This window comes from Psychrobacter communis, assembly GCF_014836505.1.
In the GTDB taxonomy this organism is placed as follows: domain Bacteria; phylum Pseudomonadota; class Gammaproteobacteria; order Pseudomonadales; family Moraxellaceae; genus Psychrobacter; species Psychrobacter faecalis.
In genome coordinates this window covers 56,327-70,336 of the sequence record NZ_JACSQR010000014.1, presented here as the reverse complement: position 1 = coordinate 70,336, position 14,010 = coordinate 56,327, and the positions used below count along the sequence as shown (strand labels likewise).

The 14,010-nt window shown below is 45.9% G+C and carries 11 protein-coding genes; 7 read left to right on the top strand and 4 right to left on the bottom strand.

Translation table 11 applies throughout. From position 1 onward, the window contains the following. Window positions 1-179: transposase (locus H9653_RS12500; protein ID WP_404814806.1), on the top strand; the 179-nt coding region annotated here is incomplete at its 5' end. A 50-nt stretch (window positions 180-229) separates the two neighbouring features. Here the strand turns inward: H9653_RS12500 and H9653_RS06765 are convergent. Further along, window positions 230-1,057, bottom strand: coding sequence for an IclR family transcriptional regulator (locus tag H9653_RS06765; protein ID WP_068404050.1), 828 nt, complete (start codon window positions 1,055-1,057; stop codon window positions 230-232). A gap of 175 nt (window positions 1,058-1,232) precedes the next feature. On the opposite strand from H9653_RS06765, the gene H9653_RS06760 reads away from it, so the two are divergent. From H9653_RS06760 to H9653_RS06750, 3 genes are all read left to right on the top strand, one after another. Then, window positions 1,233-2,417, top strand: a complete 1,185-nt coding sequence (locus H9653_RS06760) for an acyl-CoA dehydrogenase (protein ID WP_191691409.1) — start codon at window positions 1,233-1,235, stop codon at window positions 2,415-2,417. A gap of 304 nt (window positions 2,418-2,721) precedes the next feature. Then, window positions 2,722-3,921: a CaiB/BaiF CoA transferase family protein gene (locus H9653_RS06755; RefSeq protein ID WP_225211646.1), complete on the top strand. Its 1,200-nt coding sequence runs from the start codon at window positions 2,722-2,724 to the stop codon at window positions 3,919-3,921. Between the two features lie 55 nt (window positions 3,922-3,976). Continuing rightward, window positions 3,977-5,026 carry a histone deacetylase family protein gene (locus H9653_RS06750; protein WP_191691407.1) on the top strand — a complete coding sequence of 350 codons (1,050 nt, stop codon included), beginning with the start codon at window positions 3,977-3,979 and terminating at the stop codon, window positions 5,024-5,026. A gap of 61 nt (window positions 5,027-5,087) precedes the next feature. Here H9653_RS06750 and H9653_RS06745 read toward each other — a convergent pair whose 3' ends face one another. Continuing rightward, window positions 5,088-5,852, bottom strand: a complete 765-nt coding sequence (locus tag H9653_RS06745) for an IclR family transcriptional regulator (RefSeq protein ID WP_068404047.1) — start codon at window positions 5,850-5,852, stop codon at window positions 5,088-5,090. A 278-nt stretch (window positions 5,853-6,130) separates the two neighbouring features. Here H9653_RS06745 and H9653_RS06740 point away from each other — a divergent pair, with 278 nt between their 5' ends. The 3 genes from H9653_RS06740 to H9653_RS06730 all read left to right on the top strand — a co-directional run bounded on the left by H9653_RS06740 (window position 6,131) and on the right by H9653_RS06730 (window position 10,749). Beyond that, the gene (locus H9653_RS06740; RefSeq protein ID WP_068404046.1) at window positions 6,131-7,603 is read left to right on the top strand and encodes an NAD-dependent succinate-semialdehyde dehydrogenase; all 1,473 of its coding nucleotides are present in this window, start codon (window positions 6,131-6,133) and stop codon (window positions 7,601-7,603) included. 174 nt (window positions 7,604-7,777) lie between these two features. Continuing rightward, entirely contained in the window at window positions 7,778-9,076 is a 1,299-nt protein-coding gene (gene gabT / locus H9653_RS06735) for a 4-aminobutyrate--2-oxoglutarate transaminase (protein WP_068404043.1), read from the top strand. Window positions 9,077-9,306: 230 nt separating this feature from the next. Continuing rightward, window positions 9,307-10,749, top strand: a complete 1,443-nt coding sequence (locus H9653_RS06730; protein ID WP_068404042.1) for an APC family permease — start codon at window positions 9,307-9,309, stop codon at window positions 10,747-10,749. Window positions 10,750-10,821: 72 nt separating this feature from the next. On the opposite strand, the gene H9653_RS06725 is transcribed toward H9653_RS06730, so the two are convergent. Both H9653_RS06725 and H9653_RS06720 read right to left on the bottom strand, forming a co-directional pair. Further along, the gene (locus H9653_RS06725) at window positions 10,822-12,195 is read right to left on the bottom strand and encodes an NAD-dependent succinate-semialdehyde dehydrogenase (RefSeq protein ID WP_068404041.1); all 1,374 of its coding nucleotides are present in this window, start codon (window positions 12,193-12,195) and stop codon (window positions 10,822-10,824) included. Window positions 12,196-12,404: 209 nt separating this feature from the next. Then, a complete protein-coding gene (locus H9653_RS06720) occupies window positions 12,405-13,898 on the bottom strand; it encodes a Na+/H+ antiporter NhaC family protein (RefSeq protein WP_068404040.1) in 1,494 nt (497 codons plus the stop codon). Window positions 13,899-14,010 lie beyond the last annotated feature (112 nt).

Below are 14,010 nucleotides of genomic sequence, written 5' to 3'. Positions count from 1 at the left end.
GGCAGCGAGGAACCAACGAGAATACCAATGGCCTTATCAGAGAGTACTTGCCTAAGGGTTGTGACTTTAGACAAGTCTCTGATAATGGGATACAGGACATTGAGAACAAACTAAACAACAGACCAAGAAAACGATTAGGGTTTAAGACGCCTATGCAGGCGTTCTATAATATTAATTAGCGTTGCACTTGGTGTGTTAATCTAAGAATAAATAAATCCACTCAACTTTTCTAAACCCCACTGCCAACCCTCTCAGCCAACGCCTGCAATTTCGGCACAATCATCGCTGCATATTCTTCCGCTTGCCAATTGGCACTCGGCACACTGGCATTGAGCGAATATGCATACTGCCCAGTGGCAACATCAAAAACGCCAACGGCAACTGCCAATATATCGGTAGAAAACTCCCCATCTGATACCGTATAGCCGTATTTTACATAGTGCTCTGTCGCCTCGCTTAACGCAGATTGCGCGCGGTCATACTCTTCTTTGGATAAATGCTCTTGTAGATTATTACGAATCACCGACTGTCTCGCTGGCGAGCTTACGGCATAAAAAGCGCGACCAATGGCAGTGCGGGCGACAGGTACGGCTGAGCCAACTTGTAAATTGACAGAGAGGCGAGCAGGGCTTCGACAACAAGCGTGATAGCGCATTTCTCCTTCGACCTCGGTTGCTAAATTCACCGATACTTCATTGCTACTGGCAAACTGTCGTAGCAACGGCTCAGCTGCCGCCACCATGTCATGTCGACTCCACGCCGTTGCGCTGAGTCTCACCGCACTACTGCCTAATTGATATTGTCCATGCCCGGTCATGCGTAAAAATCCAAGCGTCATCAAAGTATGAATAAGACGGGTGATGGTCGCTTTTGGCAATGTGGTCATTTGACACAATTGCTGATGACTGAGCTGCTCATGCTGCTCAAAGGCTGCCAATAAAGTGAGTCCACGGCCCAGTGCGGTGACAAACTGCCGGTCATTATCGTCCTTACTTTGCTCAAGAATGGTGGTCATTCGATCGAGTAGTGGCAGAGCTGCCGATACATTTTTTGTCATTTTATGCTCATTTTTTTTGATAAAGGTTTACAGCGCGGTAAAACTTTGCTTAAATAGATTTAAATTATGAAACTAAGTTTCGCACAGAGGAATAAGTAAGTCAACAACCTGTGCAGTCAATTTACTTATTAATCACTACTCGTCGGTCAGGAAGACTGACATCAAGGAGATCCACATGACAACATCTACGCGTCCAAGTTTCGATTGGGAAGATCCGTTTTTATTACGCGACCAGTTGACTGATGAAGAGCGCATGGTCACGGACAGCGCCCGTCAGTTTTTTCAAAAAGAGCTGATGCCTGGCATTTTAGAGGCCAATCGTAACGAGAACTTTGACCGTAATATCATGCGTCAAATGGGTGAGATGGGCTTGCTTGGCGTGACGATTGAAGGTTATGGCTGTGCCGGTTTATCAAGTGTCGCTTACGGTCTGATTGCCAAAGAAATCGAAGCGGTTGACTCAGGTTATCGCTCAGCGATGAGCGTGCAGTCAAGCTTGGCCATGCATCCTATCTGGGCATACGGCACCGAAGAGCAAAGAGAGAGATACTTGCCTAAGCTTGCTACTGGCGAATATGTTGGCTGCTTTGGTCTGACTGAGCCGGATTCAGGCTCAGATCCTGCCTCGATGTCGACCCGTGCACGCGCAGTTGACGGCGGTTATGAGCTGACAGGTAATAAGATGTGGATTACCAACAGTCCTATCGCTGATGTGTTTGTCGTTTGGGCAAAGGACGATGCCGGTGAGATTCGCGGTTTTGTTTTAGATAAAGGCATGAAAGGCTTATCAGCGCCGAAGATTGAAGGTAAGTTTTCACTACGTGCTTCAGTCACCGGTGAAATCGTTATGGACAAGGTATTTGTCCCTGAAGCCAATGCTTTCCCAGATATCCGTGGTCTAAAAGGTCCATTTGGTTGCTTAAATAAAGCCCGTTACGGTATCGCATGGGGTGCAATGGGGGCAGCTGAATTCTGCTGGAAAGCAGCACGCCAGTACACGCTAGACCGTAAACAGTTTGGTCGTCCGCTCGCCGCAACGCAGCTCGTACAATTGAAGCTTGCCAATATGCAGACAGAAATCACCTTGGGTCTACAAGCGGCGCTACGTGTTGGTCGTCTGATGGATGAAGACAATGCGGCGCCTGAGATGATTTCACTGATTAAACGTAATAACTGTGGTAAGGCGCTTGATATTGCGCGTATTGCCCGTGATATGCATGGCGGCAACGGTATCTCTGATGAGTTCCACATTATTCGTCATGTGATGAACTTAGAAGCGGTTAATACCTATGAAGGTACGCATGATATTCATGCGCTTATCCTAGGTCGTGCGCAGACTGGTATTCAAGCGTTTTATTAATAAGTGCTAGCTAATCAATGCTAGCCAGTTTTAGACCATTAACGTACGTTACTGTTTGGCTTTTTATAAGCTGTTATAAACAGGAACGTACGTTTCTGAGTTTTTAAGCATTTTTTAAGCACTGTTCTTATGCATAGTTCTTATACATTGTTTTCATCCATCGTTGTTATGTATCATTTATTTAGCAGTGTCTATTCTTAAAAGGTATTCAGGCATTAAAGAAAAGACAGTAAAAGCTAAATGATACATGGCAATTTTTTATTAAATTTTTATCAAAGAATAAGTTACATAATAAGGGAAGATTATGACTGATATGGCAAAAGGTGCATTACACGGTATCAAGGTGCTCGACTTGTCGAGAGTATTGGCTGGTCCTTCTTGTACTCAAGTGCTTGCAGATTTGGGCGCTGAAGTCATCAAGGTTGAGCGTCCACATATTGGCGATGAAACGCGTCATTGGGCGCCGCCAAAATTCAGTGATGATACCTCCGCTTATTACGCCACTATTAACCGCAATAAAAAATCCCTCACCGTCGATATCACCACGCCTGCCGGACAAACCATTATCAAGCAGCTTGTCGCTGATAGCGATATCGTCGTTGAAAACTTCAAGGTTGGCGGACTAAAAAAATACGGCTTAGATTACGACAGTCTAAAACAAGACAATCCGCGCTTGATTTACGCCTCATTGACTGGTTTTGGTCAGACAGGCCCAGACGCCAAGCGTCCTGGTTATGACTATATTATTCAAGGTCTATCAGGGCTGATGAGCATCACCGGTCCAAGCGATGGCGAACCGCATAAGGTAGGCGTGGCAGTCGTTGATTTGTTTGCAGGGTTACAGCTGACCATTGGTATCCAAGCGGCATTATTAGCGCGTCAAAATACCGGACTTGGGCAGCATGTCGATGTGGCATTGCTTGATAGTGCGCTTGCGATGCTGGCCAACGTCGGTATGAATTATTTGGCATCCGACAAAAACCCGCCGAGACTTGGTAACCAGCATCCCAATATCGTCCCTTACCAAGTTTTTGCAGGGCAGGGTGACGCGCACTTTATCTTAGCCTGCGGTAACGACAGTCAGTTTGCCAAGCTTTGTAACGTATTGGGCGTTGATTGGCATATGGACGAACGCTTTATGACCAATCCACAACGCGTGGCTCATCGCGAGATGCTGTGTGATGAGCTGAGCAAGCAATTTGCCAAGCAACCGCGCAGTTATTGGTTAGAGGTGTTAGATAAAGCAGGTATTCCGTGCGGGGCGATTCATAATATTGCTGAGGCATTAGCGATGCCACAAGCGCTGGCACGTGAGATGGTGGTTGATTTTGCTGCGCAAGGTAGCCCTGTTCGAGCACTAGGTAGCCCGATTAAATTATCCGCCTCACCGATTACTTATCGGTCGCCGCCACCGCAATTGAGCGAACATACCGATAGCACACTTGCTGATTTGGGCTATGACAGCAAGATGATCGCCAAGCTTAAAGCCGATGGAATTGTTTAGTTAAGCATCAAAAAACGCACGATTGGAAAAAATGTTAAACAAAGGAATGTTAAGCATGAAAATATATAGCCATGAAAACCTCAGTTTGCACAGACCGTTACCGTATTTCTCTTATGGCAAGATGCATGAGCCGTTAGAGATACCAGAGCGCATGGTCGAGTTGTTAAAAGCGCCAGCAGCACTAGGTTTAGAGGTAACCACTGCCACTGATGTTGGCATCGGACCAATATTAGCGGTTCATGATTTCGGTTATGTTGAGTTTCTCAAGCATGGCTATGCTGAATGGATGGAGGTTGAAGAAGATTTGGGCGCACAGGTACAGACGGGGATTTTTGTACCTTATGACAATCCTGGTATCGGCATTATGGCAAAGGCTGCTAAATATCAGGCCGATGATAGTGCGCCCATCAGTGAGCATTCTTGGACGTCTATCTATTGGTCGGCACAAACGGCGCTAAATGCTGCTGAAGCCTTGTTAAATGAAGACGCGTCAAGTGCTGAGCGTGGGCAAAATAATATCCAGCTTTGCTTTTCACGGCCGCCAGGTCATCATGCACGTAAAAGCGCCGCAGGCGGATTCTGTTATCTGAATAACGCTGCCATCATCGCCGAACACCTACGGCAGAAATACGCAAAAATTGCCATTATAGATACCGATATGCACCACGGTCAGGGTATCCAAGAGATATTCTACGAGCGCAGCGATGTGCTCTATATCTCGGTTCATGGTGATCCGGTTAATTTTTATCCGGCCGTCACTGGGCATGAGTTTGAAAAGGGCACCGGCGCGGGCGAAGGCTATAACGTTAACTTTCCGATGCCACATGGCACCGATGAAGCTGGGTTTTTTAACTATGTTGATAAATCTATCGAGGCGATGACATTATTTGACCCTGATGTCATCGTTCATGTATTGGGCTTTGATGTGTATAAAGACGATCCGGAAGCTAGGTGTGCGGTCACTACCGAAGGATTTACCGTATTGGCGCAAAAGCTAAAAGCGTTAAAAAAACCGTTAATTGTCTTGGTCGAGGGCGGTTACTACCTGCAAAAGCTCAATGAAAATTTGCAGGCATTTTTATCAGGGCTGATTTCAGAAGATTAAAAGACTCTATTAAAATTAATAAAACGATTGGAAAAATTAAACAGCTAGCAGCGTTTAGATTTTAATGCTCATCCTTAAAACCCAAACGCTGCTCAATTTGCTCTGCCAATTCAATCAGTACCGCACTGACCTCAGCTCGCTTGGACTCATATTCTGCTTGTAAAAAGCTGACCGCCATACCGGCAACCGCGTTGCCAGAAGCGTTACGAATATAAGTGCCAAGGCAATACATACCTTCGCGCAGTTGCCCATCATCAAGTGAGATACGACTGTTTTTAATAGCCGTCAGCTCGGTAGATAAATCTGCAAAATTATCGACGCCATATTGGGTAATAGGCGTAGGGAAACCACTGGCATAGATGGATTTTATGCTGTCCATAGAAAAGGTGGAAAGCATCGCTTTACCGGTGGCAGAGAATACTGCCGGTACGCGTACACCAGCGCGGAAAGTAAAGCCGAGCGGGGCAGGCGCTTCATGACAAGCCAAAAACACCACTTCACCAAAATCGAGCTTGGACAATGTCACCGTATGCTGAAGAAGGATTGGATACTGGACAATAAGGTCTTTGAATAACTGGATGACGCCTTGCTGCTGCTCATATTTGCCCGCCCAATACATCAAATACGAGCCCAAATGAAAGCGGCTGTCGCTGTCTTTATAGATGACATGTTTGGCTAATAAACTTTGCAAAATATTGTGGGTTGAGCTACGCGGCAGGTTAAGCGCTTTGGCAATATGCGCCGCCGTTAAAGGTTGGGCGCTGTCAGTTATCAAATCTAAAATCTGAAAAGTTTTGTCCAAAGCAGGAACGGCAGTGGTGCTCATAAGAAACCTATAAAAGACGATAAAATTAAGGAAGTAGCAAAATAAAATGATAAATCAGCACAAAATTGATAATAGGGGTTGCAAATAGGGGATTATCATTCTTATAATGATGTCTCATATATAGAATACATGTTCAGTATATTGAACAAATAACAAGTTATCAATAATTATTTAAGTCATAACCTTTTATTTTTAGTCGTTTTTATTTTTAGCTATTCGTTTATCACTATAAATCTGCAAACCTTATTTGCAAAACAACACTGACAAGGAGTGTCAACATGTCACAACAGTCAAATACGCTACAACTATCAAATCCAGACCTACTCAAACAGCAGTGCTTTATCAAAGACGGTTGGCATGATGCCAGTGATGCCGCGACTATCGACGTCAGCAATCCTTTTAACGGTGAGATTATCGGTAACGTACCGAGCCTGACGACCGATGATGTCAATGACGCGGTTGCGGCTTCTCATGAGGCGCAAATCACGTGGGCGGCCAAAACTGCCAAAGAGCGGGCGGAACTACTGCAAAAGTGGGCCGACCTTATCGATGCCAATAAAGAAGATTTGGCCATCATTATGACCGCCGAGCAAGGCAAGCCTTTAACCGAATCACGCGGGGAAGTTGGCTATGCCAATAGCTTTATCCGCTGGTTTGCTGAAGAAGGTAAGCGCGTATACGGCGATGTTATCCCTGCCAATCAAACCCAATTGCGCCATGTCATCCTAAAACAGCCTGTCGGTGTCTGCGCGGCTATCACACCTTGGAACTTCCCAGCAGCGATGATTACCCGTAAAGCAGCTCCTGCACTAGCGGCAGGCTGTACCATGATTATCAAACCTGCGACCGAAACGCCATTTTCTGCATTGGCATTAGCGGTATTGGCTGAGCAAGCCGGTATTCCAGCAGGCGTTATTCAAGTCGTCACGGGCAAATCGTCAACCATCGGCGATATCCTAACCGGCGATGCACGCATTCATAAGCTGTCATTTACTGGCTCTACCGAAGTCGGTCGTACCTTGATGGCACAGTGTGCCCCAACCATCAAAAAACTGTCATTAGAGCTCGGCGGCAATGCGCCATTTATCGTCTTTGATGATGCCGATCTTGAAAAAGCCGCTGAAGGCTTAATCGCTTCTAAATATCGTAACGCGGGTCAAACCTGTGTTTGTGCCAACCGTGTCTACGTGCAGGATAGTATCAAAGACAAATTCCTCGACGTCTTTGTGAAAAAAGTCGCTGAGCTTAATGTCGGTAATGGCATGGATGAAGGCGTGGATATCGGACCTTTAATTAACAAAAAAGCGTTGGATAAAGTTCAAGCGCTGCTCAAAGACGCGTTAGATAAAGGCGCAACCCTTATCACAGGCGGTAGCACCAACGGCGCATCAGAACTGTCTTATAACCCAACCGTGATTACTGATATCAGCAGTGACATGGATATCGCCCATGAAGAAATTTTTGGCCCTATCGCTACTATCTTTACCTTTAAAGATGAAGCCGACGTCATTCGTCAAGCCAACGACACCATTTATGGTTTGGCGGCATATTTCTACAGCGGCAGCTATGCTCGCTCATGGCGTGTCACTGAAGGTTTAGAGTACGGCATCATCGGTCATAATACCGGTCTTATTTCTACCGAAGTCGCACCATTTGGCGGCGTCAAGCAGTCAGGCTTTGGCCGCGAAGGCTCAAAATACGGCATTGAAGAATATGTCGTGACCAAATATTGGTGCTCTGATGTTAGTTAATAGTTAGAGCTAATGGTTAGCTGTTTTATATTTTAACCATTTGTTTTTTATAGATTTTCACCTAGTATTTAACGGGATTCAGCAGCATGAATCCCAAATTTAGCCACAGCTTATTTTATAAACCGCCATACCATCATTGGCATCTACGTAAAGAAGAAAGAAAAGGATATTCTTATGACTACCAATCAATCATTACTTGCGCGCCGTAAAGCTGTTTTGCCAACAGGCCTTGGCATTGCCTTTCCTATTTTTGCCGAAAAAGCAAAAAACTCAGAAGTGTGGGATATCGAAGGCAATCGTTATATTGACTTTGTCGGCGGTATCTCAGTACTGAATACTGGTCACAGCCATCCAAAAATCACCCAGCGTGTGCACGAGCAGCTAGACAAATTTACCCATACTGCCGCGCAAATGGTTAACTATGAATGCTACGTCGAGCTTGCTGAAAAGCTTTGCGAAAAAGCGCCTATCAGCGGTCCGAAAAAAGCCTTGTTCTTGACTACGGGCGCAGAAGCGGTCGAAAACTGTATCAAAATTGCCCGTGCAAAAACCGGTCGTCCGGGTGTCATCTCTTTCGTTGGTGGTTGGCATGGTCGTACGCTGATGTGCATGAGCCTAACGGGTAAAGTATTGCCATATAAAAAGAACTTTGGCCCGATGCCAGGTCCTGTGTTCCATGCGTTATTCCCAGCAGAAGAGCTAAACGTGACCGAAGCACAAGCATTGCATAGCCTTGAGATGATTTTCCAAGCGGATATCGATCCAAGTGAAGTGGCAGCGATGATTATTGAGCCCGTACAAGGCGAGGGCGGTTTCCATCAAGTGACACCATCGTTTGCCAAAGCCTTGCGCGAGATTTGCGATGAGCATGGCATTGTGCTGATTTTTGATGAAGTCCAGTGTGGTTTTGCCCGTACCGGTACCTTGTTTGCGTCTGAACAATTGGGTGTTGAGCCGGATCTGATGACCAGTGCTAAAAGCTTAGCGGGTGGCTATCCTATTTCTGCCGTTATCGGTCGCGCTGATATCATGGATGCCCCGCAAGTCGGCGGTTTGGGCGGTACGTATTCTGGTAACCCATTGGCTTGTGTGGCTGCGCTTGCTGTCATGGAAGTGATTGAAGAAGAAAATCTGCTTGAGCGCAGTATCGAGATTGGTGACAAAATCGAAGCGTTTTTAAAAGATTTGAACCTAAGCAGCATCGGTCATATTCGCCATAAAGGCGCGATGTTAGCGTTTGAGCTAATCGACAGCGATGGCAAGCCTGATGCGGCGGCGACTGCCAACCTAAAAACCAAAGCTTTCGAGCAAGGATTGCTGCTTGCGTCTTGTGGCATGTTTGGCAACGCCATTCGCGTGATGGTGCCGTTGACAGTAGAGGACGAAGTGCTACAAGAAGGCCTTGATATTATCAAAGGTATTTTGACCGCTCAAGGCGTTAATTCAAAAGATGAAAGCTTAAGCTTAGGATAATGACAATGCTGCTTTGAGTGGTGGTTTTACAACGGCGCCTTGCAAATCAAGACGCCGTTGCTGTCTCTGCTAAGCAAGTTTTAAAAGACAAATGTCATGAATAATACTAAACCTATCGCTTGATAGGCAGGAAAAGATAAAAAAGGGCAGCGCCCTATTACATAAAAATAGTGGGTATCAGTGCCGTTAAAAAGGGCTGACACGGATGACACACGGACAAGGAGTAGGTTATGTCTGAGCTAAAAAAATCGCTGGGCATGTTTGATATTATTGCTTTAGCATTCGGTGCTATGGTCGGTTGGGGCTGGGTCGTTTTAGCAGGGGACTGGATATTAGCGGCGGGCACATGGGGCGCGATGTTAGCGTTTATGATTGGTGGTTTGGCCGTTATCATGATTGGTGTTAACTATGCAGAGCTAGCCTCGTCAATGCCAGTCACCGGCGGTGAGCATACCTATACCCATCGAGCGCTTGGCGTCACGGTTTCCTTTATTTGCTCGTGGAGTATTTTATTTGGTTACTTCTCGGTCGTTGCTTTTGAAGCAGTAGCGTTGCCGACGGTGGTTGAATACTTTATTCCCAATTATAACCAAGGCTATCTATGGACGATAGCGGGCTGGGATGTGTATGCCACGTGGGTCGGGGTCGGTATGCTAGGCTCAATCATCGTCACTTGGCTCAATATTCGCGGCATGGAAGTTAGCGCTTGGTTCCAAAAAACAGCCGTACTCGGTATTTTATTCGTCGGTACGTTATTGTTTATTGGTGCGGTAATTTACAATCCTGCGAACTCAACAGCCGTGCAGGCGCCTGCCTTTATCGGTGGTATCGGCGGTATGATGACGGTGATTGTCATGGTGCCGTTTATGTTTGTCGGTTTTGACGTGATTCCGCAAGCGGCCGAAGAGATTGATCTGACCCGTCCTAATATCGGTAAGTTTTTGATTGTCTCTATTATTATTGCGGTGATGTGGTATGTCGGCGTGGCATGGAGTGTCGGCCGCACTTTGCCGCTCATTCAAGCACAAGGATCAACCTTAGCGACCGCTGACGCGATGACCAATGCGTGGCATGGCAAATGGGCGGGTATTTTACTAGTTATTGGCGGTGTACTTGGGATTTTATCGAGTTGGAACGCGTTTTTAATCGGTGGCAGTCGCTTACTTTATGCCATGTCAAAAGCCCATATGTTGCCTGCATTTTTGGGTAAACTACACCCCAAATATAAAACCCCGAAAAATGCTATTTTATTGATTGGTGGTTTGGCGACGCTTGCGCCTTTATTTGGTCGTAAAATGCTAGTATGGATTGTTGATGCCGGTGGTTTTGGGATTGTGATTGCTTATACCTGTGTCGCCATCTCTTTCTTAGTCTTACGCTACCGTGAGCCAGATATGGTGCGCCCGTTTAGAGTGCCAGCGGGTAAATTGGTCGGTATGTTTACCATCGTACTGGGCATTGGCTTGCTCATCTTATATATGCCGGGTATGCCGTCAGCACTGAGCGCTATCGAGTGGTGGATTTTCTTTGGTTGGACAGCGCTCGGTATCGGTCTTTATAGCTATGCCGTCGTCAAATATCCAGGCATCAGTGAAGCTATCATGGCAGAAGAGCTACGCGAGTTAAAAATCGTCAATCAGCTATGGTTGAAAGACAATCCGCCTAAAAAGTAAAGAATGCCTTTATCATAACAAGCCTAGCGTCTATCAATAGATGCTAGGCTTTTTTAATGCGATTTAAATAGATTAGGATTTATCACGAATCAATTTATAATTCAAAAACTCGGTAATACCTAGCGTACCAAGCTCGCGACCAAACCCTGAGCGTTTGACACCGCCAAATGGGGTATTGGCTTCACTACCAGACGGTGCATTAATAGTCACCATACCGACGTCTAGTTTATCAGCAATATCAGCAGCCAGCGCCGCATCTTGTGTTTGGATAGAAGCGCCAAGGCCAAAAGGCACATCGTTAGCGATTTTAATCGCCTGCTCAATATCACAAGCCTTATAGACAACAGCGACCGGACCGAATAGCTCTTCGTAATAGACATCCATAGAGTCGTCAACATCTGTGAGAACAGCAGGCGCAAACCAAGCGCCTGGTTTGTCTTTGAGCATACCACCCTCGACCAGTACCGTCGCGCCAGCTTGAATAGCGCTGTCGAGCTGTGCTTGTAGATTGACTGCCGCCGCTTTAGAGGACAGTGGTCCGATAAAGGTTTCTTCATCAAGAGGGTCGCCCAATGTCATGTTACGTACGGCATGGGTAAAGGCTTCGACGAATTGATCATAGACAGATTCGACGACGATAAGGCGTTTGGCGGCATTACAAGCTTGTCCTGTATTACCAAAACGACCTTCGATTGCCCCTTGTATGGCTTGTTCGATATCGGCATCGGCTGCAACGATAAAGGCATCCGAGCCACCAAGCTCCAATACGACTTTTTTAAGTGCACCGCCAGCTATTTTTGCCACCGCTTGTCCAGCGCGCTCAGAACCTGTCAACGACACACCTTGTACGCGTTGGTCTTCGATGATGGTCGCCGCTTGTTCATTGGTCGCAAATACATTGTTATAGACGCCTTCTGGCAAGCCTGCTTCTTTAAAAATATCAACGATTACTTCTGCTGTTTTCGGACACTGCGGCGCGTGTTTTAAAATCAGCGTATTACCTGCCATAAAGTTAGGGGCGGCAAAACGTGCAACCTGATAATGCGGGTAATTCCACGGCATGATGCCTAAAAGCACGCCGACAGGACGCTTCTCTATAAGGGCAGAACCGCTATCAACATCGATGGTATGGGGCGCTAATAACTGCGCGGCGTTATCAGCATAGTAACGAAAAATATCAGCCACTAAGCCAATCTCGCCTTTTGCTTGCGCGATAGGCTTGCCCATCTCTGCTGCGACGATACGCGCCAGCTCATCTTGACGCTCAAGGTAGATGTCAGCAATTTTATGCAGTAGCGTACTGCGTTCTTCTAATGTTACCTTGCGCCAATCTTGATAAGCGCGATCAGCTTTTTCAATCGCTTGCTGAATGTCTTGCTCAGTAGAGGTTGGGTAGGTGGCCTCTACTTCGCCAGTCGCTGGGTTAGTAATTTGATAGTCGCTCATTGTTATTTCCTTTTGATCAAAATCCATTTGTGGTTGTTTTATTATCACTATCTTTTAAATTTTTTTTTAATCTGTGATGGTTGGTAGTTATTAATACTATCAAGCAGCAAGATCATTGTATTGTAGATACAGCACTGTCTCAGTCGTTATTTGTATGCTTTAGCAAATCCTTAACGCTCATCGTATGCAGCCTATACTTTAAATAATGCTCAAGCCATCATATAACCCAAACCTAGGAATGTCACGATGGATAAAACCGCGCCAAGCATGGCATAGGGGAATTGGCTAAAGGCATGTTGCATGGGTGAGCAGCCCGCTCCTTGTGAGGCTAATAACGACGAGTCACTAAAGAAGCAGGCATGACTACCAAATGAAGACGCTGACAATAGTGCCCCAATCATCAATGGCGTGCTGACACCAAGTGCTAACGAAATAGGGAATACAATCGGCATTGCCAGGATATACAAACCCCAACTTGATGAGGTGGCAAAGGTTAAGAACGCCATGACGGCAAAGATGACAGCAGGAAAGATGACAATCGTCATATAAGGCGTGATGGCCTCGATTACGTACGTCGTCATGCCAAGCTCATCATTGATGGCTTTTAAGAAGAAGCCACCGACTACCGTTGATAATGGATAGAGCATGACTTGGAAACCTTTAAAAATGGCTTCCATTTGGGTCTCGAAACTTAAGATACCTTGCGCCCAATAGATAAGAACGGTAACGAAACAGGTCAGTAACGCCCCTCTTAATAAATCAATTTCAAAATAAATGGTTGAAACAATCAATAAAATCATGGGGAAAGCAAAGTTCATGATATTGGCTTTAAACGATAGCTTGCGTTTGGCCTTGACGTTTGAAACCAATTGCTCATCGACAAAAGCTTCAGGTACAGGGTTGCCACCTTTGGCGCGAGCTTCCGCTTTTTTCATCGGGCCCCAATCGCCCAAAATGCCATATGCCACCAAAAACACAATCACCAGTGCAAACCAAGCATACGCCATAAAAGGAATGGCACTCATATAAAGTGCCATTCCACCACCGTCTTTTGCGACGCCATTTTCTTCTAAAAGTCCGGCAAAGTAGACCGCCCAAGTCGAAATAGGCACAATAACGCACATCGGCGCCGCCGTTGAATCGACGATGTAGGCAAGTTTTTCTCGCGATACCCCATAAAAATCGGTCAATTTCTTAACAGACGTCGATACAGCAAGACAGTTTAAATAATCATCAATAAAGACCACCACGCCCAGTCCTGCAGTCGCTAGTAATGATTGCCGGCGTGATTTGATGATTTTTTGTAGCCATTCACTAAAGCCATCGAGACAACCGCTGATCTCAAGCAGCTGAATCAGACCGCCCATCAAACCACAAACCAGTACTACCCAGACAATGGTTTCATTACCGAGTACGAGGGATATATTTTCAGCAAAAGGCGAAACCAAATCAAACGGATTGAGCATCACAAGACCCGCGACACAGCCTGCAATCATAGATTCAAATGGACGCCTAGAAACAATGGCAGTGACCAATACTAATAATGTAGGTAATAGCGATAAAGCACCCCAAGATTCGTTTGGCGCACGGGTGGTCGATAGCCAAGCAAAAGCGATATATATGGCAATCCCTGCTAATACCGTCAAAAATACTCGCTTGTTATGAAACTGCCCCTCGACAGCTTCGCTGAGTTTCATGTTCATATTTACGCTCCCTGTAAAACCTAATTTTTTAAAACTCTGTTTTATGGTTGTTGCTCGATAGTCAGTAGCGCACCAGTGCATCTTCTTTCTATCGAGCGCCATCACAACAATC

Excerpts from the sequence above, each read along its gene's own strand:
- H9653_RS06740 (WP_068404046.1), top strand. The coding sequence starts at position 6,131 with ATGTCACAACAGTCAAATACGCTACAACTATCAAATCCAGACCTACTC.
- H9653_RS06745 (WP_068404047.1), bottom strand. The coding sequence starts at position 5,852 with ATGAGCACCACTGCCGTTCCTGCTTTGGACAAAACTTTTCAGATTTTA.
- gabT (WP_068404043.1), top strand. The coding sequence starts at position 7,778 with ATGACTACCAATCAATCATTACTTGCGCGCCGTAAAGCTGTTTTGCCA.
- H9653_RS06720 (WP_068404040.1), bottom strand. The coding sequence starts at position 13,898 with ATGAACATGAAACTCAGCGAAGCTGTCGAGGGGCAGTTTCATAACAAG.
- H9653_RS06755 (WP_225211646.1), top strand. The coding sequence starts at position 2,722 with ATGACTGATATGGCAAAAGGTGCATTACACGGTATCAAGGTGCTCGAC.
- H9653_RS06760 (WP_191691409.1), top strand. The coding sequence starts at position 1,233 with ATGACAACATCTACGCGTCCAAGTTTCGATTGGGAAGATCCGTTTTTA.
- H9653_RS06725 (WP_068404041.1), bottom strand. The coding sequence starts at position 12,195 with ATGAGCGACTATCAAATTACTAACCCAGCGACTGGCGAAGTAGAGGCC.
- H9653_RS06730 (WP_068404042.1), top strand. The coding sequence starts at position 9,307 with ATGTCTGAGCTAAAAAAATCGCTGGGCATGTTTGATATTATTGCTTTA.
- H9653_RS06765 (WP_068404050.1), bottom strand. The coding sequence starts at position 1,057 with ATGACAAAAAATGTATCGGCAGCTCTGCCACTACTCGATCGAATGACC.
- H9653_RS06750 (WP_191691407.1), top strand. The coding sequence starts at position 3,977 with ATGAAAATATATAGCCATGAAAACCTCAGTTTGCACAGACCGTTACCG.